Genomic DNA, 21,986 nt, shown 5'->3' on the forward strand with positions numbered 1-21,986 from the left:
TGTTTCATTCCCCGCGACTCATCCCCAGCGTCTCATTTCCCATAACAGCCCGTAACACATTTCCCGCCGCAAAAGAACTCTTGTTCGGAACATATATTCGTGTTATAATGATGCCACCTCACCTATAGCCATCAAGGCTCAACACCGGTGAGCCCTCACTGTTCACGCTGCTGCTTATACCGCCTGCCCGGAACGGCGGAATGGAGATACCTATGAGACCCCTGAACGTTTCTCCCGCATCAGGGCATGATCGTGACCGGATCAGAGGCAGACCGGACAACGATCAGGGAGTCCCTGAAGCAGTAAAAATTTATATTGCGATCGACATGAAATCCTTCTACGCGTCCGTCGAGTGCGTATCCCGCGGCTATGATCCCCTGAAGGCCAACCTGCTCGTGGCGGATCCATCCCGGTCCGACAAAACGATCTGCCTCGCTGTCAGCCCTTCTCTCAAGGCGATCGGCGTTCCCGGAAGGCCCCGCCTGTTTGAGGCAAAACAGGCGATCCGCCAGTATGAGCGGCAGCACCGCACAAGGGTCCGCTACGAAATCGCCGTCCCCCGGATGGCGGAGTATGAACGGGTATCTGCGCAGATTTATTCCATATACCTGCGCTATGCCGCGCCGGAGGACATCCATGTGTATTCCATAGATGAAGTGTTCATAGACAGCACGCCCTACCTGCCCTTCTATCAGGCGGAGGCCCGGCGTCAGTCCCTGGAATCCGGATGCACCGTGCACCCCTCGCACGTGATGGCCATGACGATCATCCGCGACGTCCTGAGGACGACGGGGATCACTGCCACCGTAGGGATCGGCACGAACCTCTACCTGGCCAAGGTCGCCATGGACATCGTGGCAAAAAAAGCGTCCCCGGATAAAGACGGAGTCAGGATCGCGGAGCTTAACGAATCCTCCTACTGCTTTCTTCTCTGGGGCCATCAGCCCCTCTCGGATTTCTGGCAGATTGGCCCCCGCAAAATGCGCCGCCTGCACGGATACCAGCTGTATACAATGGGGGAGATCGCCGCGAGATCTCAATGGGACGAAGGTCTTTTTTACAAAGAATTCGGAATCGATGGAGAGATCCTGATCGACCACGCCTGGGGGATCGAGCCGGTGACAATGGCGGACATCAAAGGTTACCGGAACAAAGAACACAGCCTCTCCAACGGACAGGTTCTGCCCAGGACCTATGAATACGCTGAGGCGAGGCTGGCCTTCTCGGAAATGATCGACCTCCTCTGTGAACAGATGTATAAAAAAAACGTGGTCTGCAAGGGCGTCTCCTGGTGGGTCAGCTACGATTACAAAAGCCTGGAGCACTGCCCGGAATACGACGGGGACATCGTCGCTGATTTTTACGGCAGACTCCATCCCTGTCACAGCGGCGGGACATTCCGGCTTCCCACGCCTTCAAACAGCATATCCCTGATCCGGGCCGGACTGCTGGAACAGTTCGACCGCAAAACGGACCACCGCCTCCTTTACCGCCGCCTCGGGGTCAACGCGATCAGAGTCTCGGAAAATGCCGGCGTATACCAGCTCGACCTGTTTACCGACTATGAAGCGCTGGAAAAGGAACGCAGGATCCAGGGCGCCATGCTGGAGATCCGCCAGCGCTTCGGTCCCAATGCCGTGCTCAGAGGAAGCAATCTCCTCGACGGCGCACGGACAAGAGAGCGAAACATTCAGATCGGTGGACACAAAGCCTGACACGCCGCCTGCAATGCCCTGCGCCTCCCGCGGCTTCGCGAAACCGGCCATCCCTTGAACCCGGAAGCCGGATTCCGGCAGCTCATTCCCGGTCTGCGCCCTGCGCCGCCCCCGACCTCCCGAAACCGGCCATCCCTTCGGGCTGCCGAAAGCCGGATTCCGGCAGCGCATTCCCGGTCTGCGCCTTGTGCCCCCCGCGGTTTAGAGGTCCGCCCGTTCCCACGCAGCCGCCCGGCCGGATAAGCCGATCAATAATCGCGAATTAAGGATCGTAAATCAATCGAAAGAAATCATAAAAGAATCGAAGTTTTTGAACATCTTTTTTCTGATTTGTGTTATGATAAAAGCAGTCTTTCACCGGGCTTGAAAACAGCTGGCCAGCATCAGTCCAGCCTAAGAACAGAACACGGAAATGTCAGAAAATATGTGTGTCGCCCGCTGGAAAGCGCAGGTAAAAATATTGCTGTTATTCTGAGAAGGAGGATAAAAAATGGCATTAGTGACAACAACCGAAATGTTTAAGAAAGCGTATACTGGCGGTTACGCAGTCGGTGCATTCAATGTCAACAATATGGAGATCGTTCAGGCGATCACAGAGGCAGCTGCTGAACTGAAGTCCCCTGTTATCCTGCAGGCTTCCGCAGGCGCCAGGAAATATGCGAAACCCCAGTATCTGAGACACCTCGTTGAAGCAGCGGTTGAGCTGTATCCGGATATCCCGATCGCGATGCATCTGGATCACGGCGCAGACTTCGCAACCTGCAAGGACTGCGTTGACACAGGCTTCACGTCTGTCATGATCGACTATTCCAGCCACTCTTTCGAAGAGAATATCGAAGAGTCCAAAAAGGTCGCAGAGTACGCGCATGAGCACGGCTGTGTCGTAGAGGCAGAGCTCGGCACTCTGGCAGGCATCGAGGATGCAGTCAGTGTAGCAGCTGACAAGGCTATGTTCACAGATCCCGACCAGGTCGAGGAATTTGTCAAGAGGACCGGCGTTGACTCCCTGGCGATCGCAATCGGCACAAGCCACGGCGCATACAAGTTCAAACCCGGCACAGATCCCAAGCTTCGTCTGGACATTCTGGAAGAAGTTTCCAGAAGGCTTCCCGGCTTCCCGATCGTCCTGCACGGTTCTTCCTCCGTCCCGCAGGAGTATGTTAAGATCATCAACACCCACGGCGGCGCTCTGAAGGATGCCATCGGCATTCCGGAGGATCAGCTTCGTCTTGCCGCAAAGGGCGCAGTCTGCAAGATCAACATCGACTCCGACCTTCGTCTGGGCATGACCGCCGGTATCCGCGAGCACTTCGTCGCGCATCCCGAGCACTTTGATCCCAGAGAGTACCTCGGCGACGGCCGCAAGTATGTCAAGGCTATCGTTGCCCACAAGATCACACAGGTCCTCGGTTCCGACGGCAAGGCCTGATCGCCTGATCTTCCAGATGCCGGCTGAGGATAGAAATTCTTGAGGATAGAATTTCTTAAGGGTAGAATTTTTGAGAATAGGATCCTCTGCATGTGCTTTACAAAATCCCTATCATCCGGGTGATTCGGATGATAGGCCGCATTCAAAAAGGCTGCCTCCCCGGAGGCAGCCTTTTCTTATGCAATACCTGTGCAATACCGCTGTTCTCTGCTATAAAGACACAGAAATAAGCTGATCTGTATTTTAATAAAGTTCATCAAGATATTCTTCTTTTGTGTACGGTCTCCAGTGGCCGTCGATCACGGTTTTAACATCCATCTCCCGTATTTGACCGGCAAGCAGATGCAGCTTATCATAATCCATCCGCCATGTCGGAAATTCTCCAAGCTGCGCGTCGCCGACAAAGACCACCCTGTCCTCCGGGACATAAACCATCAGCGCATCCTCTGTGTGGGGCGATTCCGCATAGCACAAATGTAGATGAACCCCGCCAATATCCAGCACCGTGTCCTTTTTTATTTCCTCATCCGATAAGACAACCGCCAGTGGAACACCGCCCGCATACTCTTTGCGGATACATACGTCACTGTTGAGAAATTTCTTCGAAAAACCGGGATCATTCTTCATCCGGTACAGGATCTCCTCAAGATGCGCATTTGTCTCCGGCCTGGCCAGTGTACGGCCATGGACCGCGTGCATTCCGAAAGTATGATCCCAGTGCCAGTGTGTAATGACCGTCAGATCAGGAAGCGGCAGCATTTCCGCCCCCAGGGCTCTGTAAAAATCCTCAACATGCGAAGAGGAATGACCCGCATCCACCGCCACAGCCATCCGGTCACCCCTTATGTAGCCGAGATTCGGCCTGTCTTTTTCTGATTCAAGTGGAAAGATCCAAGTGTGTTCTCCTATCCTTTTCATCCTGGATTTTCTCATTTTCTACCCCTTTTCACTCGTTTTCCCGTGATCCATTACTGCCGAAAACCAATGTGCAAAAAGATGCCAAATACGATAAAATAATCAAGTACAAGTACGATAAAATAATAAGGAGCCGGTGCATCACGAGGCCGGCCAGCCTCCCAATATGATCCGAGCCTCCCAATATGATACGAGCCTCCCGATATGATCCGAGCTTCCTGTTGTAATCCGAACCCACCGGTATAATCCGCAGTAAGGAGCTGAAATACTATGGCAGATGAAAAGCTTAAAATACTGCAGCTGCGGCAGCTGCTCCTTGATGAGACTGACAAAGAGCACCCCCTGAACGCTGCACAGATCGTAGAAAAAATGATGTCCCTCTACGGCTTCTCCTACAACCGCAAAACAATCTATGCCGATGTGGAACGTCTGAAATCATACGGGATGCTGATCGAACAGAACCGGGGACAAAACGGCGGTTATTACGTTGTGAACCGCAATTTTGAACTGCCGGAGCTCAAACTTCTGGTCGATGCTGTGCAGTCCTCCAAATTTATTACCAAAAAGCAGTCAGCAGAACTGATCAAAAAGCTGGAAAGAGAAACCAGCCGTGAAAACGCAAAACAGCTTCAAAGGCAGGTTTTCATTTATAACCGGATCAAGACCGGAAACATGGCTATCTACAACAATGTAGACGTCATCCACGCCGCTATCCATGATAACCTTCAGATCGGTTTCCGCTACTGCGAATGGACGATCCAGAAAAAACTGACCTGCCGGAAAGACGGCGCGGAATATATCATTTCCCCCTGGGCACTCACCTGGGATGATGAAAATTATTACCTTGTCGGTTATGACGCCGAAAAGGAGATGATCAAGCATTACCGCGTCGACAAAATGCAGGATACCCGGATCATTGACCGGAAACGCCTTGGCAGAGACCGGTTTGAAGATTTCGACCTCGCCGCGTTTGCCAGAAAGACTTTTGGCATGTACGGCGGACAGGACAGAAAACTGACCCTGGAAGCAGAGAACCACCTGGCCGGCGTCCTGATCGACCGCTTTGGAACAGACATCATTATGGCCCCGCACGACAAAGAGCATTTCCATACATCTGTTATGGTCACAGTCAGCCCCCAGTTTTTTGGCTGGCTCGCCGGAATCGGCAAAGGGATCCGGATCCAATGGCCGGAGGACGTCCGTGAGCAGTATAGAGAATACCTTCAGGGAATCATAGATAATCTCTGAAAAAACTCAGCTTATACAAAATCGTACAGATTCAGCCCTGTTACTTCATCATCATGACGGCGTTCCACAGTCCCATCTATACTGCGGACAAACATCTCACAGGTCGCGGACAGACGGCACTCCGCCAGATGTCCGCCAACCACGGACAGGTCCTCCCGCGCGAGATTAATATGCAGATGCAGATAAATTTCCCCGTTCATTGTGGAAATATTGCCGTGCAGCGATGAAATCTCCAGGGGCTCGTCGAAAGTCTTTTTATGGAACTCACGGGTCTCGACATCATACAGACCGATGACCGCATGATCAGCTGCTCCCAGCGCATCCACAGACCCCAGAGTGACATTTTCCTTTTTACAAAAATCAGTCAGTGTCCTGACAATCTCTTCTCCGCGGTCCATCCGGATCACATAAGTGTTCCCAAATTTACGATAATCCATTTTTCTTGTCTCTTTGCCTTTCCTCAATCCATCTTCATGACCATTTTTGCGTCTGTTTCTTTTACGACCCATTCCATCGCTTCTTCCTGGCTTTCAAACACCTTCTTATCGCGATATCCGCAAAAACGGCCGTCCTTCACTTCATACATCCTGACTGTATTGCCGCAGATTTCCGCGAAAAGACCGTTCCTCTTTTCTGCATCGGCATTATTTTCTGCAGCCTGTCTCTCCTGTTCAATGAGCATCCCTGTAATGACCAGACCAACAGCCACACCTACGACCATTATCCCCAGTTTTCTCATGATCACCTCCAGATACGATCACCTTCGGATACAAAACAATAACTGCCTCTTAATCTTATCACACTTATCTCCGGTATGACCATTTGAGGAAACACATTACACAAAAAAATCAGAAATTCGAAATCAAATATTAAGATCCCGCTCTTGCTGCTTTTTATTGTGGCTGATTTGTTAATCTGATATACTGTTTATGTCATCTTATTTGATCAAACACATTACCGGGCTTACGGTTCCATTGTGTCAGATTGTTTCCACTAATACCATCATCAGAAAAGGAGAAATAAAAATGAGAATCATTCCCGCAGAAACACAGTGCATGATCATTGACATGCAGGAAAAACTTGTTCCGGCTATGTTCAACAAGGAAGCGTGTGAAGATCGCGTCTGCATGCTTGCCCGCGGCCTTAACCTGCTCGAAATCCCCATGCTGATCACCCAGCAGTATACCAAAGGACTTGGCGGCAGCCTTCCTTCCGTTTACGAAGCAGCCGGTACAAAAGAGTTCTTTGACAAAAGGACCTTCAGCTGTGCCCAGGACGAAAACATCGTCGCAGCACTTCAGAAGAAAAACCGCAAGAATGTCCTGATCTGCGGTACAGAAGCACATGTGTGTGTTCTTCAGACCTGCATTGATCTCAAGGCCCTTGGTTTCCAGCCCATCCTTGTGATCGATGCCATCGCTTCCCGCAAAAAGAGCGATTTAAAGGCTGCTATCAAGAGAGCTATGCAGGAAGGCGTTATCATTACAACAGCTGAAGCTGTTCTCTTTGAACTCACTGTTGATTCCCGCCATCCTAAATTCAGAGATATTTCCAACGTTGTAAAATAAACAAAGCATTTACATAAAAATGCATAATTCTGCGAGTCCTTATTTCGCTTAAAACAGACTTCCAGAAGGCTCAAAAACAGAGGGGAAATGAAATGAATTTGTTTGCGCATTCAAGATGATTCAAGCCCGTGCAAACCCAGTTCATTGTGTTCAAAGTCGATATTTCTTACAATATATTAAGGATTTTTATCCATATTGTTTGGACGATTTGTATTCAACATTTCTTTGCATTATATGCATCCGTAAGTCATGCATTTCCCCGAATGCACCATCCCCCCTGAGGAAGTCCATGCACTTCATGTGCGCATACCCCCATGGATATTTCTCTGCGTCAAGCGGATGAAATAGATGCAGGCTCTGTTGGAGACAGATCTTGCAGCACAAACTACTTTCTACTTTCTATAAGGAGGATACTATCATGGTTGATTTCAAGTTGACCGAAGACCAGCTGGAGATGCAGAACCTTTTCCGTAAATTTGCTCAGGAGCAGATTCTTCCCATCGCTGAGGAGATGGATGAGAAGGAAGAGATGAACATGGACATGGTCAAGCAGATGATGGAGCTTGGCTTCTTCGGCGTTCCTTTCAGTGAGGAAGTCGGTGGCACAGGCATGGATTATCTGACCTACTGCCTGCTGATGGAAGAAGTCGCAAAAGTCTGCGGCAGCACCAGCATCACAATCTCTGTTCATACTTCTCTTTGCGCTTCGATCGTTGAGCAGTACGCTACTCCCGAGCAGAAAGAGAAATGGCTTCGTCCCCTCGTGGACGGCAGCAAGATCGGCTGCTTCGGTCTGACCGAGCCCAACGCCGGTTCCGACGTTGCAGGTGCAGTCACCACCGCTGACAAGGATGGCGATTTCTACGTCATCAACGGTTCCAAGATCTTCACCACCAACTCCGGTTTCGCTGATACCTTCCTGGTATTCGCTCTGACCGACAAGTCCCTTCCTGCACACAAGGGCATGTCCGCATTCCTGATCGACAGGAATACTCCCGGACTCGAAGTCCAGCAGGATATCAAGCGCATGGGTATCCGTGCTGCTTCCAACGCGGAAGTTTACTACAACAACGTTCGCGTTCCGAAGGAAGATATGCTTGGCAAGGAAGGCTCTGGCTTCAAGATTGCTATGCAGGCTCTCGACGGCGGCCGTATCGGTATCGCTGCACAGTCTGTCGGTCTTGCACAGGGTGCTCTCGATGCAGCCATCAAATACTGCAAAGAGCGTAAACAGTTTGGCAAGCCCATCACTGCTTTCCAGAACACCCAGTTCCGTATGGCTGAAGATCAGGCCAACATCAATGCCGCTCGTCTCCTGACCTGGCAGGCAGCTGTCGCGAAGGACAATCACGAGAACTATGGCTTCTATGCTGCACAGGCTAAGATGTTCGCTTCCGCTATGGCTAACGATGTTTGCCGTCACGCAGTCCAGTACATGGGCGGCTACGGCTACTGCCGTGAGTACGGCGTAGAGCGTCTGCTCCGTGACGTCAAGATCACTGAGATCTATGAAGGCACAAACGAAGTCCAGAAGATGGTTATGTCCGGTTCTATGCTTCGCTAATCCTTCCGATTTACAGGCTGTGGTTTAAAGCCGCTTAGTCCTGAAAATCAAATTGAGGGTTGGTAAGATACTATTTACCACTTGCCTCTAGACAAGTGGTAGGTATATCCATATTATCAAACCAAATAATGAAGAAGCTGGTCTGCTCCCCTCGCATGACCAGCTTCTTTTTGCGCGAAGCAATGAGCCATGCACGAGAAAATAGAAAGCCCGCTTACGCGTGCTCGCACGCAGTAAGCGGGTTTTCTATTTTCTCGTATACGGCGAATGCCGCGACAGGGAGCGAACACGCTTTTCTGTTCGCGACCTGGCGGCATGGCTCATTGCGGAGCGCAAAATGCAGAGGGTGTACTCTCGCGTGCTCGCACGCAAGAAGCTGGCTCTATTATTTTGCGTATACGGCGAATGCCGCGACAGGGAACACAAAAACCCCGGCCTACGCGTATTCACACACGTAGGCCGGGGTTAATATTCCGGTCAAATAACTTAACTACTTAAGTGTAATCTTCCTGCTCCTTATACTGGCAGCAGATCCGACCCACTGTCCGCAGTTATGATCTATGATCTATCTAACCGTTGTCATGAAACCTTTGATAAGGTTTTTATCGACAGATTACAGAACCTCTGCGAATGTCTGGATCCTGGTCCTGAGCTGCTCGAAGGAAGTGGACTCCTGATCGATCTCGACCTGGATGTGCTTGACGCCAGCTTCCTCGAACTGGAGAAGAAGGATGGGATAGTCAAACTCTTCGGGATCGCAGAACTTCATCATGCAGACGATAACTGCGTCAGCATCATACTTCTTAAGAGCGTCGATCAGCATGCCGCCCTTAGGCTTGTCAGCGTCTGTTGCAAGGGAGCAGCCATCGAAAGCGTTCCATGCTTTTGCAAGAGCCATAAGCGGATCTTCATCATACTCGACATCCTGACGGAAGTTTCTGCCTTCCTGTGCAAGATCGTCCCATACGATTGCGAAGCCGTTCTCTTCAAAGATGTCGAGAACATCGTAGGGCTCCAGGGTGATGCCGCTGACAACGACCTTCTTGCCGTTGAAAGGAGCCTTGTCGGCAGCCTTGATGGCCTCGTTCAGCTCTTTCAGCATAGCGGTGTGTTTTTCTTTAGGCATGAACCAGCGAGCTTTGATAACTGCATGGCGGTCACGAAGCTTGATCAGGCCGGGATTCGCTGCTACGAGATCACTGAACTCACGGCAAGCCGCACGGTTCTCGTTGTAGATAGCGATACTGTTCTGAAGAGCCTTCTTTGTGATCTTCACGCCGAGGATGTCCTCGAGCTCTTCTTTGATGTGAGCATACTCTGCGCGGCAGAATACGTTAGCTGCGGTCTGAGCATGTTTCCTGTTCTGAGGATGTGTGAAGACGATCTGAGGAGCAGAGCCTTTCCACTTCTGGCTCATGCACTTAAGGGTATCGCAGGGGACGGAGAAAATGACAGCGTCAAGCTCGTCATAAGCGCCTTCCAGCTGCAGCTCCATAACGGACTGCATGATGGAGCATGCGAAAGGAGGAAGCAGGGTTCTTGCTTTGGAGATCTGCTTGCCCTGAGCGCCCCACATACCGATCGGGAGATAGCCAGCAGCATGAACGATCTCTTCAGGACAGTACACAGGCATAATGCCGACTGCACCCTTGCCGGTCTCTTTCTTAAAATCATCCATCGCCTTCTTCGGATCATCAGCGATTGCCTTGAATTGTGAAATCAATTCGAAAATTGTACTCATCTATTTCTCCTTTACTATAGCCGATGTCATGTCAACTTTTCATCGATAAACTGATCGGGAAAAGCATTATTCATGCGATAAATTCATGACCTTTTTGGAATGATGCGCTTAAATCAGACTTATGCCTGAGCATCCATCATCTCGGACAGAGCCTGCACACGGTTCAGATACTGAGCCTCAGAGAAGACGCGAGGATCCGTCTGGTCGCCATCGAAGCTGACGAAAGGAATGCCCATCTTCTTGTTGACATACTCGCCGCCCTCGTTGTTCAGAAGGCCCATCAGCTTGCAGCTGCGGTTGAGGTGCATGACCATGCCATCGCTCTTGGAGTTGCTGACAACTTTGTAGAATTCTTCATAACGGTTGGAGCCGCAGGTGTTGATGTAGACCTTTGTGTAGGCCTCAGCCATGGACTCGAAATCGCCGGGTGTGTAAACGAGACTCCACATGCCGGGATAGCAGGAGCCGGTCATGACGGAACCCTGAGCCTTAAGGCCCTTGAAGGTTGCGCCCAGGAATGTCCAGACTGCAATACCTTCCCATGTGACACGATGTTTCTCAGTGGAGGCATCGCCGAATGCATACTTGCCGGCTTTGTCCTTAGCTTCGAGCTCATCGCAGAAACGATGGAAGGTGATCTCGCCGTAATCTCTGGAACGTGCGCAGACGATCAGAGCCATGTAGTTGAACAGATCGAAGCCGTTCAGAGGTGAAGGTTTGCGATATGCATAAGCTGCAATCTTGTTCCACCAGTAAACAGTACGCTGGGTCTGCTCCTGAACCTTCGTGAACTTGTCATAGTCAAATGCACGGCCGGTGAACTCCTCGAGCTGTTTGATGGCTACGCGGAACTGATCGGCGATGTACTCTTTGCAGTGACGAGCTACAGGCATGCTGTGGTTGAAAGGAACATCGATGATGATGCAGGGGATGTTCAGCTCTTTGGCAATGTTCTCATACCATTTAAGCAGAGTATTGCAGATGTTGTTGCAGGTGATTACGATATCCGGAAGCGGAACATAAGCAGCCTTTGTGGTCTTCAGAAGCTCGGGCTTCTCACCGTTCATGGCTTCCTGCTTCAGCAGCTCCATGTAGCCGAGGTTCGTACGGGCATAAGAGCAGATATCGATGTTGTAGCCCTTCTTATCTGCTACTTCCAGAAGATCCATGGAAGCTTTCCTTGCGCCTGCGCCTGCAGCGTGGGTCTCAGGATAAACCAGAGCGATGTCCATCGCTACGCAGAATTCCGGCGGTGCCACAGAAGCGGACCAGCAGACCGGTTTGCCGGCCTTCTTGGCTTCCCAGGCTTCCTCATCGAGCTTGGCCTGAAAATATCCAAGCAGCTCTTTTGAACTGGCTTCGTTGATGTTGATGCTATCCATCTGTTTTCCTCCTAAAAATCAATTATATTGATAGGTCCATTGATGAATCCCATTGAACCTGCAGCAGTCTGACGTGACCAGCCGTTAAGCGGATCCCATAAGACCGGGCAGGAATTCAATTCATAAAAACGGGGCAGCAGTCCGCTTCCTGCCCTTAGTCCTCAGGCAGCCACTTGACGTTCTCATACGCAAAAAGAGCTGCGCCGAGAGCACCTGTCACCTGCGGATTCTGGGCGACGATCACGGGCTTGTTCAACTGCTTCCTGATGGCGTCTACCGCGCCCGGGTTCTGGGCGACACCGCCGCACATAACGATATCATCATTTACGCCCACACGATAGACGAGCGAGCACGCCTTACTTGCGACAGACTGATGAACACCTGCGACAATGTTTTCTCTTGAAACGCCCTGGGAAAGAAGCGAGATGACCTCGGACTCCGCGAACACGGTGCATGTACTGCTGACAAAAGCCCATTCTGTTGCTTTAAAATGGACATTACCCATCTCGGAGAGGGGAATTTCCAGAACGCGTGACATTACGTCCACAAACCGTCCTGTTCCCGCCGCACATTTATCGTTCATGACGAACTGGCCGATATTTCCCTTCGCATCGAGGCGGATCGCTTTCGCGTCCTGTCCGCCGATGTCGATGATCGTCCGTGCTTCAGGGTGCAGGAAATAGATCCCCTTGGCGTGACAGCTGATCTCACTGATCTGCTTATCCGCTTTTTCCACAGAAAAACGTCCGTATCCCGTGGCTACCGTGAATCGTATGTCTTCCGGTGTCAGATCGATATTCTTGAACACCTCTCCCATCACGCGGTCCGGTCCGGATGTTCCGGTTCCGACCTGAATGACCGCAGAAGAGACAACCTCTTTGCCGTCCTTCATGATAACGGCTTTGCTCGAAGATGATCCGATATCAATTCCCAATGTATACATGCTTTGTTCTCCCTAAAATTCCGATTTATTCCGGATTGCCGTGGCGGGAAGTGAAGGTAGCGTTGTGGTTGATCTCGCCGACCTGTTCGATCAGCTCAACCAGAATGCCCTGAGTGAATTTAGGGCGGATGAAGTTAACGATGATATCTTCGGTTCCCTCAACGGGCTCCTTCTCAAGCATCTGATAGCCCAGCGCCTCACAGTCTTTACTGGTTGCACGAACGTCATCTACCAGGAAAGCAACGTGTGCGATGCCGCCCTTGCCCTTGTTGAACTGGGTCAGAACGCCGGACTTCGGGATGATGAACTCGATTGCATCCGCGCCATTACCATGGGTTGTAAAAATAAGATGGGAATCATAAGCCTTAACATGGCCGCGATAATCTTCTTTCAGACCAAAAGTCTCCATGAAAGCCTGAGCCTTCTCTACTGTAGGAAGGACGATTCCCCAGTGATGTGTGCGAATAATGTGTTTACCAATACCAGTTTCTGCAAACAGCCTTTCCAAAAAAATACACCTCTTTCTCTTTTTCTGTCATTAGGTCAGCCTGTAATAACCGAGGAATAATTATCAAAAGCAGACCCCCTATGATGCATAGTACAGCAGGCAGCAGGTCACATATGCTGCCCGCCGTACCTTATATATCCATCCCTTGACGGGTCGATCAACTGCCGATCCCGTTCAACCGGTCACCTGTCAGGTCGCCAAAGGACAAGGATCAAAAACCGACGGACTGCTCCGGGTAATAATTACCAGGGCATGCCATAAGGGTTCGGGTTGAAGCCTGTTACGATCAGACCGCCCAGGATGATGATGGTGCAGACTGCGTAAATAAGGCAGGGAATGATGTTGGAACGAATCAGACGGCCCTCAGCGCCGACGGTACCGCAGGTAGCGCAGGCGGAGACGATGTTGTTGACGCAGACCATGTTACCCATGGCGCCGCCGCAGATCTGCATTGCCACGACAAGCATGGTGGGCAGGCCGAGCAGCGTAGCTGTATCGAACTGGAGGGACGAGAACAGCGTGTTGGAAACGGTCGCGGAACCGGAGATGAATGCTCCGATAACACCGATCAGAGGGGAAACGACGATGTAGGCATTGCCGAACAGTCCGGCCATACCTTCTGCCATGACACGAAGCATGGTCTTGTTGTAGTACATAGCCTCAGCACCTTCTGCAGCGGGGGTTCCGGAGTTACGGAACAGCTGAACCATCGCGATACCGAAGACCAGCGCGATCGCCGCGCCAGCCAGCATGGAGAAGGTCTCCTTCCATGCAGCAGCGACCTTGTCGCCGCTCATCTTGTGGAGCGGGATGATGATCAGAGCAACGATAACGAACGGAATGATGCCGGGGTTCCATGCCCATTTGAAGCCGTAGTTGACCTCGACGCCAAGGATGGTGGGAATGCTGATGCCGAAAGGAAGCTTGGCAACATTCATGACTGCCTTGAGTCCTGTCTGAGGAATACGTGTGAGCACCAGAATCGCTGCGACGATGATGTAAGGAAGCCATGCCATGACAGGGGACATAGGCTCGCCGGCAGCTTCGCCGGAATCTTCCTGAACAGCCTGCGTGGATTTCCAGTAGTCCGCCCATTCGCCTTTGTCGGGGAACTCGAACTTGTTCTTGGGAACAAGAATGCCCTTCTGTGCAAGAACGATGGAAGCAACAAGGCCTACAAGGCCGGCGATCAGGGACGGGAATTCCGGTCCGAGTGCCATCGCGCAGATGATGAAGGGGATATCGAATGCAACAGCGCAGACAAGGATGTAAGGGATGCAGGCGAATGCGGGAGCGATGGATTTCTCTTTTCCGAACAGCTTGCACATCATGCACATAGCCACGAAGATGATGATCGGGCAGATGATGGCGCTGGGGATAGCAGCCCACTTGGTGAGGCCGAGCTTATAAGGTTCAAAATCAGCACCGCTGGCAAGCTTTGCAACCTGATCCTGGACCTGTAACGCCGCGGTGGAAGTCGGAGTACCGACAGCGCCGTAGGCAACAGGCGTGGAGTTAAGGATCAGAGCGACCATAGCTGCGCACAGAGGCGGGAAGCCGACGCTGATCAGCAGCGGAGCCGCCAGAGCCGCGGGAGTACCGAAGCCTGCAGCACCCTCGATGAAAGCGCCGAACATGAAGCCGATGATGACCATCTGGACGCGGGGGTCATCACTGATCGTCGTGAACATCTGGTTGATCGTGTTCATGGCGCCGGACTGCTTCATGGTGTTCATGATGAGGATGGCACCCAGGATGACGCAGATCGTATCCAGGGAAGTAAGCATGCCGCTTATGGTATGCGCTAAGACTGTGATGAAAGGCATCTTCCATACGGTCACGCAGATGATGAAAGTGATCGCCCAGGCCAGGGGCAGGGCACGCTTGGCGGGCCAGTTCAGGCCGGCCATAACGATAACCGTCACAATGATCGGTATAAAGGCAATAATAGCATACATAGATAAATACTCCTTCTACAGCTCCTGCTGTTCCGCCGCGGAGCGGCCGGACAGGGGGGAGCGGATTTTGATTCCTGTCAGTCCGCCCTTTTTCGGATGGACAGGAATTCTGAGACAATCCGGCCGTCATCAAAAACGATCCGGGGCAGCCTGTGACAAAGCGCTCCTGATGGTTCCCGGGGACTGCCGGTCTTCGTAAAACGTTCCTCTGCTCCGGTCTCCAGAGCTTGCGGAATGTTACTCGCAACGAAACAGGCGCATACAGCTGTGCCATTTCCTTTGACGATGTGTAGCAATTTGTCATAGTTCCTGACAGGCAGCGCCGCTTCCTCTGCAGTTTCAGTTGCCACTTTCACTTTGGACTTTTTTAGGACATCTGCTCCTCCTTTGCTTAATGTGCCTGGATTTGCGTAGTTTGTGTAATGCGACATAATGACGGAAAAGTCCGACAAAAAATAAAATGCAAAATGACAGCCGGATCCAGGGGGACGGATCTGCTGCATTAGGCATCAGTCACAAAAAAACTACATATTGTCTGCCTTTTTTAGATAAAATTTTAGAATTGTGGCCGCGTGAACACAAAGGAATGAGCGTGAATTCCGTTGATTCATGTTTAGTCAATTTGATATTCAACAAAATTTCATGAAAGCAATCTGAATCATCAAAACATCCCTTGCATATTTTGAATAAATATTTATATTATATAAGTTGAAGCATGCATCAAGGATGTTTTGGATGACTTATATATACCCTCTATATATTTTATCCACCAGAGCGTACATTTTTCAAGATTTGCTCTTTAAATCTTTCCTTTTATTCTCATCGCATTTTTCAACCAACAATTCAGTAGGGATGCAGACATCCGCAGCTTCTTTTTTGGATAGTCATGCAGGTTCGTGGAAAGGCACACCGCCAGCAGAACCGGTCCACAGGAAAGTATGTCTTTTCAGGGAGGAGTAATATGGCAGAATATGGGAAAACGTTAAAGCAGTTAATTGACTTTTCCAGTGTGAAAATGTATCTGGTTGCGGAAGCAGTCGGATACGATGTTTCATATATCAGCAAATGGTGTAATAAAGGGTATCTCCCCAGCGCAAAGGCGAGTCCCAAGATCAACAGTACGCTCGCACAGCTCTTGTCCGACGACATTGCCCTGCACTGCGATCTGGATGAGTTCAATCTGTGCTTCAGCACCAACGCGACCAGAGATACTCTGGAATCCGTTATCAGGAACATGCTCCAGGACGCCTATGCGAGTTCTGCCAGAAAAGACAGCCGCGATAATTCTTCCAAAGAGAACACCACTATAACCGACCAGACCATAAAAGCGCTGATCCACACTGATGAAGTCCGGCGGTTTTTCCGCGAGGATATGCCCGAATGCCTGTATAAGGCCGCTTCAGCATCAGACAAGCCTCTCGAGATCCTCTGCACGCTTGACCTGTGCCTGTTCCTGGGAAAAACGCTCCCTCATATCACCTTCCCTGAAGACAGGGAGTTTCATGTAAAGATCGCAGTCAATGAGTCCAGGCTGTATGCGGACTCCGGCGCCCTTCTCCAGAAGCTTTACATGTTCCTGAGCATCCATAACAAGGTATCCTTTGACCTCTACAGCGATGAAAAGCTTTCCAAGGCCAATGTGATCCTCGTGCAGGACCATCTGGCAGCCATCTGTTCACTGGACAGCGACGGGCGCGCCATGTCCATCTTCCGCACCTCTTCACCGGAAATGGTCCGCCATATGTATCACAAGCTGGCGTCACTTTTCAATCACTCAAGGGTCCTGCTCCAGGTCAGCGACGCCATCGATTTTCACCGCAAGGGCTACAGGACGGATTTCTACTCCAGAAATAATTTCCAGATTCTCCTCGCCTGCGGATTTGAATATCTTCTTCCGAAAGAATGCTGGCAGTCCGTCGAGGACACAGCCAGAAAAAAATATAAAAACGAACACATCGCCCTCCTGGTCAGACGCCTTCAGGTCATATGGGAGGAGATTTTTGAACACGGGAGCATAGACTTCTTTGTTCTCAAGACTGCCATCTTAAGATACATTGAGACCGGCGAGATCATTTTTACCGATATCGTCCACCGTCTGACACCGGAGGAAAGAAAGCTGCATCTTCAGAATGTCCTGGAGGTTGCCCGCAAAAATCCCAACATCGTCTTTTACCTGATTGACGATGAAAAATTCCCCGAGAAAAACCAGCTTGCCTACCTTTCTGTCTTCAACAACCGTCAGAAAGCTTTCCTCAAGAACCCGAACCGGTACCGCTGTGACTACGGGCCCTTCTTTTACTCCGTCCGTGACAACTTAATGATCAGCAAGATGACGGAGTTTTTTGACAATCTAAGGAAGACCCCCGCCTGTTCCAGGTACGGATACAAGGAGCTGCAGGCATTCTATGACAATTACGCGTCCATGATCAACAGGATGATCGACCTGTGACCGGCTCTTTCGGACTGATCAGATGAACAAAAGCATATAAAAACATAAAGAAAGCGGGCAGCATTCTCTTTTCCTGAATTGCCGTCCGCTTTTTCATTATTTCATGCAACTTTTGTCATGTCCTGTCATATTCTATCAATTTTTATCCATTCACCTGTCTTATCCGTGAATATATAATAAAATTCAATCAGCGGCATTCAGCCGGCTGATTCATCCTGTAAACAAGCGCGGGCTGTACCGGGACCTCCTTTCGGTAGATGTTCCTGGAAAAAAATGTGTGTATACTATCCTGTCCGGTACGCCCGGCTTGTCTTCCAATCTGTTCTGTTTTCCGGTTTATTGATTTCCCAATCTGTTTTGTTTCCCGGTCCGTTCTGGTTTCGGTTTATCTGGTTTCCGGTTTATTTGTTTCCCGGTCTGTTCTGGTTTCGGTTTTTTTGTTTCAGTCCATCCGGACTCAGCAGAGAAGATTCCAGACTGCATTTTCAATCGCCTGAATATTGTCGTCCGGGTTATCGGAAACCTGGAACATACGGGCCAGATAATAGTCCTCGTCAAAAGTAAGGCGCATCTGGTACCATGTCGCTCCGCCATGTTTTGATTCCGACAAGCCTTCATTCACAAACCCGAACCTTTCATAATAAGGGATCATGTGCTCTTTACAGGCCAGAACCACGCCTTTCCTGCCCGCTTCCTCCGCCTGGCTGATCACTCGCTGCAGCAGCAGGGCGGCCATTCCCTTGTGACGGTATTCCGGCATTGTGCACAGGCTGAAGATCATCTGCCAGTCTCCGTTCGGATCATGGACAGACGGATCCGCATACATATTATCTGTCAGGGTTCCCTCTTTTGTGACCGGGCCTGCGGCATAACAGACCAGCTCATGGAATTCGTCCCTTCCGATCCAGAAATAATCCGGATATACTGACAGCCTGCCCTCGATCCTCTCCTTTGACGCTGCTTCGGCAGCCGGAAAACAGGTCGCTGCAGCATTGGCGAGTACATCCAGATCCTTCTTTTCCGCCTTCTTTATGTACATATACATATTGCCATGCTCCTCCTTTTTCGCCTTCCCGTTAAATTAAACACAAAGCCTGCTCTGTACATTCGCTGCCGGTCAGTAAATGACCGAAAAATGTACACTCCGTTCATTCTGCACTGATGTATCCCCGTCGATCATATAGAACATCACTATAAAATCGCTACATGTTCTATCATAGCAGAGAAGCCCCCGCACTGCATCAGTTTTTTCCCCGTTCTCCACTCGGAATTCCTTATGCGGAAGCAGAGCACATCGAAGTTCCTCTGGTTTTTTAAATGATCATCAAATTCAAAATATAGAAATGTAATAGTGGTTTTTTAACTGTAATTTTCACGCATTCGATGATTCAGAAAGTTCGAACCTGCTTGATTTTCTTTTTATGCTTTTTATTATCGTATTCAATTATTCGAATATTCGAAAATTTTCTTCAAATTCGATAATTCAATGCGATTCTCAGGCAGTTTTATGTTATAATTCTTCAAATATCTCAAAAAGGATTAATTTTTCAGACAAAATCTGTCTTGGCCCGTTCCCCGGGGAGAAAGGAGGTACGCCATGTCAACGAAAATGCCCATGTCCACAGAATCCGTTCAGGAAGTCGCTTCCATTATCGGATCCAACCTCAGAAAACTGATCAGGGAGAACGGGATCACGCAAAAGCATCTGGCTGAGCAGCTCGGGGTCGCCGCCGCCACTATGACAGACTACTGTAACGGCAAACGTGTACCGCAGGCGACTTTCCTGGTCGAGCTCCGCAAGCATTACGGCGTAGACCTCAACACATTCATGACCTCGGACATCAGCACCCTGATCACCTCCTGTACTCCCGTAGAAGAATCTCTCAATGATTCCCTGCAGAATACCTGCCGCAAATACTGCGGTCTGTATTACACCTATTATCTCGACACTTCAAAATTCAAAGGAAGAGATACGCTGACCCCCGCCATGTCCCTGCTGTTCGGCATTCTGTACATCTACGAGGATCCCTCCATCTTCACGGGTCCCCGCTATAACTGCGCCGCAGTCCTGGGATTTACCGGGCTTGAAGAAGCGGATGCTCTCATCCAGTCGCTCAAGGAGTACTCTTCCTCCAAAGAGATCCTCAGCAGGATCGAAAAGGACTGTTCTAACAGAGCTTACTACGGGAGCTTCGAAATCTCCCAGGAGCATGTATTCCTCAATATGAGGCATGAGTGTACAGACCGCGCTCTGGCCATCCTCCACCGTGTAGATAATAACAAAACCGACTATTCCGGCGGGATCGCAACGATCAATTCTATCTCCAAGGGGCGCGAGCGCATGCCTGTCGTACAGTTCTTCGGCATTTCCCGCCATCCGATCACCATGTCCCCGGAGGAGATCCAGCACGCCCTTCTTCTCAACTTCCCGACCATCACCGTCGAAGACGAGGTCGAGGAAATGCTCCGTGTCCTCCGCATGCTGTACGTAAACAACGATGAGGTCCGGCTCTCCTTCTCCCCCGAACAGAAAAAAGCAGTCATACGCTCCACCCTCGAACGCGCGGTCCGCAAAAATCTCGAGAGGAACGCCTTCCGCTACGCCAAAATCTCTGAAGAAGATGACGATGCCTGGTACCACTGTATCAAGTCTTCTGCCGCAGATCCGCATATGGCTTCAGCCAGGGGGTCCGATGACAATCCTCATACTGACGCCGGTCCGCGCACTGATGACGACCCGCGTGCCGATGCCGGAACTCAGACCGAACCATCCCCCGCACAGTAAATAGTCTGCACTATAAACGACCTGCACTGTAAAATGGCTCGTGTCGTAAAATGACCTGCACAGTAAACAGCCTGCACAGTAAATGAATGGAGGTGACAGCATGCCCTACAAACTGGATGTCACTTACAATGAGATCATGAACCTGTATACTGCCCGTCACAGGGACAGTGACCGCGAAGGGATCAAACGCGCCTACCAGTACGCCTGCGAAAAGCATGAGGGCGTCAAGCGCGGGTCCGGGGAGCCCTACATCTTTCATCCGATGCGCGTGGCGAGAATCCTGGCTGAGCAGGGATTTGAGAGTGACTACCTCATGTCCGCGCTCCTGCACGATGTCGTGGAGGACTGCGACGTACCGGTGTCCGAGATCCGCAGGCTGTTCGGGGACACAGTGGCAAAGACCGTGGACGCCGTCACAGCCCTGAGCGACCGGGACTTCGGTGAGAACAAACCTTCCAAAAAAAAGCGCGACTCCCTCTCCGACGTCAAGCTTCAGGAAAATATGACAGTCAAAGCCCTGTACGTCAAAATTGCGGACAGGATCGACAATCTGTCCACGATCTCCGGTGTAAAAGAAGAAAAACGCATGCCCAAGGCCAAGCACACCCAGGAGATCCTGATCCCCATGGCGGAGCGCGCAAAGGCCTACTACTATGTAGATATCCTCGAAGACCTCTGTTTCCGCATCGAACATCCCGGACTTGTCGGGCTCATGGAGAAGATCCGGGACCGGATCTGCGCAGAGAACCGCCTGGCAACCGGCAAATCTCTCCTGGCCTTTGAAAAGATCTTTGACCACAAGCGAAAAAGCCCTGACAAGATGCTCGAACCTTACCGCAGAAATATCATCGAGTTCCGCCAGCAGGACCGCTCCATGGTCAGCCTTTACCGCCAGATCACCAGAGAAATGCGCAATTCCAATGAGCTGGAGCGCATCTTCCGGAAAGACAACTTCGCTTTCTATGACCTCTTCCTCATCGTCTCCAACGACCTTGAAGAAGAGGGGACCCCGATCCGTCCCCACGACCTGTTCTTTAAATACTTTGAACTGGCCCTCAGCAAATGCGGCTTCTACATCGTCGATTATAAAAAGACGACCCACGAGGACTCCACATACTTCCTGCTCGCCGACGAGATGGACAATCTTTACCGTCTCTTCATCCGCACACAGGATGATTATAACCGATACCTGCACGGAGACATCATCGACGACAGTGCCTTCTTCTCCGGCATTGTCAATGAAATCGAACCCCGTGACACCTACCGTCCCAAGATCAAAGTCTTCCGCGCGGACGGCACAGCCATGATCATCGACAAGGATTCGACCGTCCTGGACTTCGCCTTCCATATCCACTCCGACCTGGGACTCCACTTCAAACATGCACACCTAAACGATGACAAGACCTTCCTCCCGGCCTATACCAGACTGAGTGAAGGCGATACAGTCTTCATCATACAGGATGAAAATGTGAAGCCCACCTTCTCCTGGTTCAATTACGTCCGGACAAGCCGCGCCACCCACCACCTCGTCCGCTATTTTTACCGCCTTTATGGCTCAGGAAACGATGCCCCCTCCGTATGACCCTTTCTGACCATTTCCCTGCCCGGCCCCGGGCCGGCCGCTTACTGCCGGGTTCAGAGACTGCACAGGAGGGATCGCGCAGGTCCAGGGATCGCATAAGAAGAATCGCGCAGGTCCAGGAATCGCACAGGAGGGATCGCGCAGGCTTAGAGATTGCACAAGAGGAATCGCGCAGGCTTAGGAAATCCGTGAAAAGGAG

General features: G+C 50.8%; 18 protein-coding genes. 8 read left to right on the top strand and 10 right to left on the bottom strand.

Features of this window, described 5'->3' with window-relative positions:
• The first annotated feature begins 326 nt into the window (after positions 1-326).
• Together BLT02_RS06430 and fba are read left to right on the top strand one after the other, a co-directional pair.
• On the top strand, positions 327-1,715 hold the full coding sequence (locus BLT02_RS06430) for a Y-family DNA polymerase (RefSeq protein ID WP_242869720.1): 1,389 nt from the start codon (positions 327-329) through the stop codon (positions 1,713-1,715).
• A gap of 490 nt (positions 1,716-2,205) precedes the next feature.
• The gene (gene fba / locus BLT02_RS06435) at positions 2,206-3,144 is read left to right on the top strand and encodes a class II fructose-1,6-bisphosphate aldolase (protein WP_092992718.1); all 939 of its coding nucleotides are present in this window, start codon (positions 2,206-2,208) and stop codon (positions 3,142-3,144) included.
• Positions 3,145-3,387: 243 nt separating this feature from the next.
• Here the strand turns inward: fba and BLT02_RS06440 are convergent, their stop codons facing one another.
• Complete coding sequence (locus tag BLT02_RS06440; protein ID WP_175453724.1) at positions 3,388-4,062, bottom strand: MBL fold metallo-hydrolase; 675 nt, start codon at positions 4,060-4,062, stop codon at positions 3,388-3,390.
• 267 nt (positions 4,063-4,329) lie between these two features.
• Here BLT02_RS06440 and BLT02_RS06445 point away from each other — a divergent pair, with 267 nt between their 5' ends.
• Positions 4,330-5,307, top strand: a complete 978-nt coding sequence (locus tag BLT02_RS06445) for a helix-turn-helix transcriptional regulator (protein WP_092992722.1) — start codon at positions 4,330-4,332, stop codon at positions 5,305-5,307.
• 11 nt (positions 5,308-5,318) lie between these two features.
• Here BLT02_RS06445 and BLT02_RS06450 read toward each other — a convergent pair whose 3' ends face one another.
• Together BLT02_RS06450 and BLT02_RS06455 are read right to left on the bottom strand one after the other, a co-directional pair.
• Positions 5,319-5,744, bottom strand: coding sequence for a PPC domain-containing DNA-binding protein (locus tag BLT02_RS06450; RefSeq protein WP_092992813.1), 426 nt, complete (start codon positions 5,742-5,744; stop codon positions 5,319-5,321).
• 23 nt (positions 5,745-5,767) lie between these two features.
• Positions 5,768-6,046, bottom strand: a complete 279-nt coding sequence (locus BLT02_RS06455) for a hypothetical protein (protein WP_092992724.1) — start codon at positions 6,044-6,046, stop codon at positions 5,768-5,770.
• Positions 6,047-6,332: 286 nt separating this feature from the next.
• Here BLT02_RS06455 and BLT02_RS06460 point away from each other — a divergent pair, with 286 nt between their 5' ends.
• Positions 6,333-6,875 carry an isochorismatase family protein gene (locus BLT02_RS06460; protein ID WP_092992726.1) on the top strand — a complete coding sequence of 181 codons (543 nt, stop codon included), beginning with the start codon at positions 6,333-6,335 and terminating at the stop codon, positions 6,873-6,875.
• Between the two features lie 418 nt (positions 6,876-7,293).
• On the top strand, positions 7,294-8,439 hold the full coding sequence (locus tag BLT02_RS06465) for an acyl-CoA dehydrogenase family protein (protein WP_092992728.1): 1,146 nt from the start codon (positions 7,294-7,296) through the stop codon (positions 8,437-8,439).
• A gap of 613 nt (positions 8,440-9,052) precedes the next feature.
• Here the strand turns inward: BLT02_RS06465 and BLT02_RS06470 are convergent.
• The 6 genes from BLT02_RS06470 to BLT02_RS06495 all read right to left on the bottom strand — a co-directional run bounded on the left by BLT02_RS06470 (position 9,053) and on the right by BLT02_RS06495 (position 15,327).
• On the bottom strand, positions 9,053-10,180 hold the full coding sequence (locus BLT02_RS06470) for a 2-hydroxyacyl-CoA dehydratase subunit D (RefSeq protein WP_092992730.1): 1,128 nt from the start codon (positions 10,178-10,180) through the stop codon (positions 9,053-9,055).
• Positions 10,181-10,299: 119 nt separating this feature from the next.
• Entirely contained in the window at positions 10,300-11,562 is a 1,263-nt protein-coding gene (locus BLT02_RS06475; protein ID WP_092992732.1) for a 2-hydroxyacyl-CoA dehydratase subunit D, read from the bottom strand.
• Positions 11,563-11,716: 154 nt separating this feature from the next.
• Positions 11,717-12,505, bottom strand: coding sequence for an acyl-CoA dehydratase activase (locus BLT02_RS06480; protein WP_092992734.1), 789 nt, complete (start codon positions 12,503-12,505; stop codon positions 11,717-11,719).
• 25 nt (positions 12,506-12,530) lie between these two features.
• Positions 12,531-13,013, bottom strand: a complete 483-nt coding sequence (locus BLT02_RS06485) for a VOC family protein (protein ID WP_092992736.1) — start codon at positions 13,011-13,013, stop codon at positions 12,531-12,533.
• Positions 13,014-13,255: 242 nt separating this feature from the next.
• Positions 13,256-14,971: an L-lactate permease gene (locus tag BLT02_RS06490; protein WP_092992738.1), complete on the bottom strand. Its 1,716-nt coding sequence runs from the start codon at positions 14,969-14,971 to the stop codon at positions 13,256-13,258.
• Between the two features lie 77 nt (positions 14,972-15,048).
• A complete protein-coding gene (locus BLT02_RS06495; RefSeq protein ID WP_139187463.1) occupies positions 15,049-15,327 on the bottom strand; it encodes a hypothetical protein in 279 nt (92 codons plus the stop codon).
• Positions 15,328-15,932: 605 nt separating this feature from the next.
• Between BLT02_RS06495 and BLT02_RS06500 the strand changes: the two genes are divergently transcribed.
• Positions 15,933-17,420: a hypothetical protein gene (locus BLT02_RS06500; RefSeq protein WP_092992742.1), complete on the top strand. Its 1,488-nt coding sequence runs from the start codon at positions 15,933-15,935 to the stop codon at positions 17,418-17,420.
• Between the two features lie 457 nt (positions 17,421-17,877).
• On the opposite strand, the gene BLT02_RS06505 is transcribed toward BLT02_RS06500, so the two are convergent.
• A complete protein-coding gene (locus tag BLT02_RS06505) occupies positions 17,878-18,465 on the bottom strand; it encodes a GNAT family N-acetyltransferase (protein ID WP_347474913.1) in 588 nt (195 codons plus the stop codon).
• 552 nt (positions 18,466-19,017) lie between these two features.
• Between BLT02_RS06505 and BLT02_RS06510 the strand changes: the two genes are divergently transcribed.
• The gene (locus tag BLT02_RS06510; RefSeq protein WP_092992744.1) at positions 19,018-20,205 is read left to right on the top strand and encodes a helix-turn-helix domain-containing protein; all 1,188 of its coding nucleotides are present in this window, start codon (positions 19,018-19,020) and stop codon (positions 20,203-20,205) included.
• Between the two features lie 100 nt (positions 20,206-20,305).
• Positions 20,306-21,787 carry an HD domain-containing protein gene (locus BLT02_RS06515; protein ID WP_175453725.1) on the top strand — a complete coding sequence of 494 codons (1,482 nt, stop codon included), beginning with the start codon at positions 20,306-20,308 and terminating at the stop codon, positions 21,785-21,787.
• Positions 21,788-21,986: the final 199 nt, after the last annotated feature.

Origin of the sequence: Sarcina sp. DSM 11001, from assembly GCF_900101015.1 — a bacterium.
GTDB lineage: Bacteria > Bacillota > Clostridia > Lachnospirales > Lachnospiraceae > CAG-791.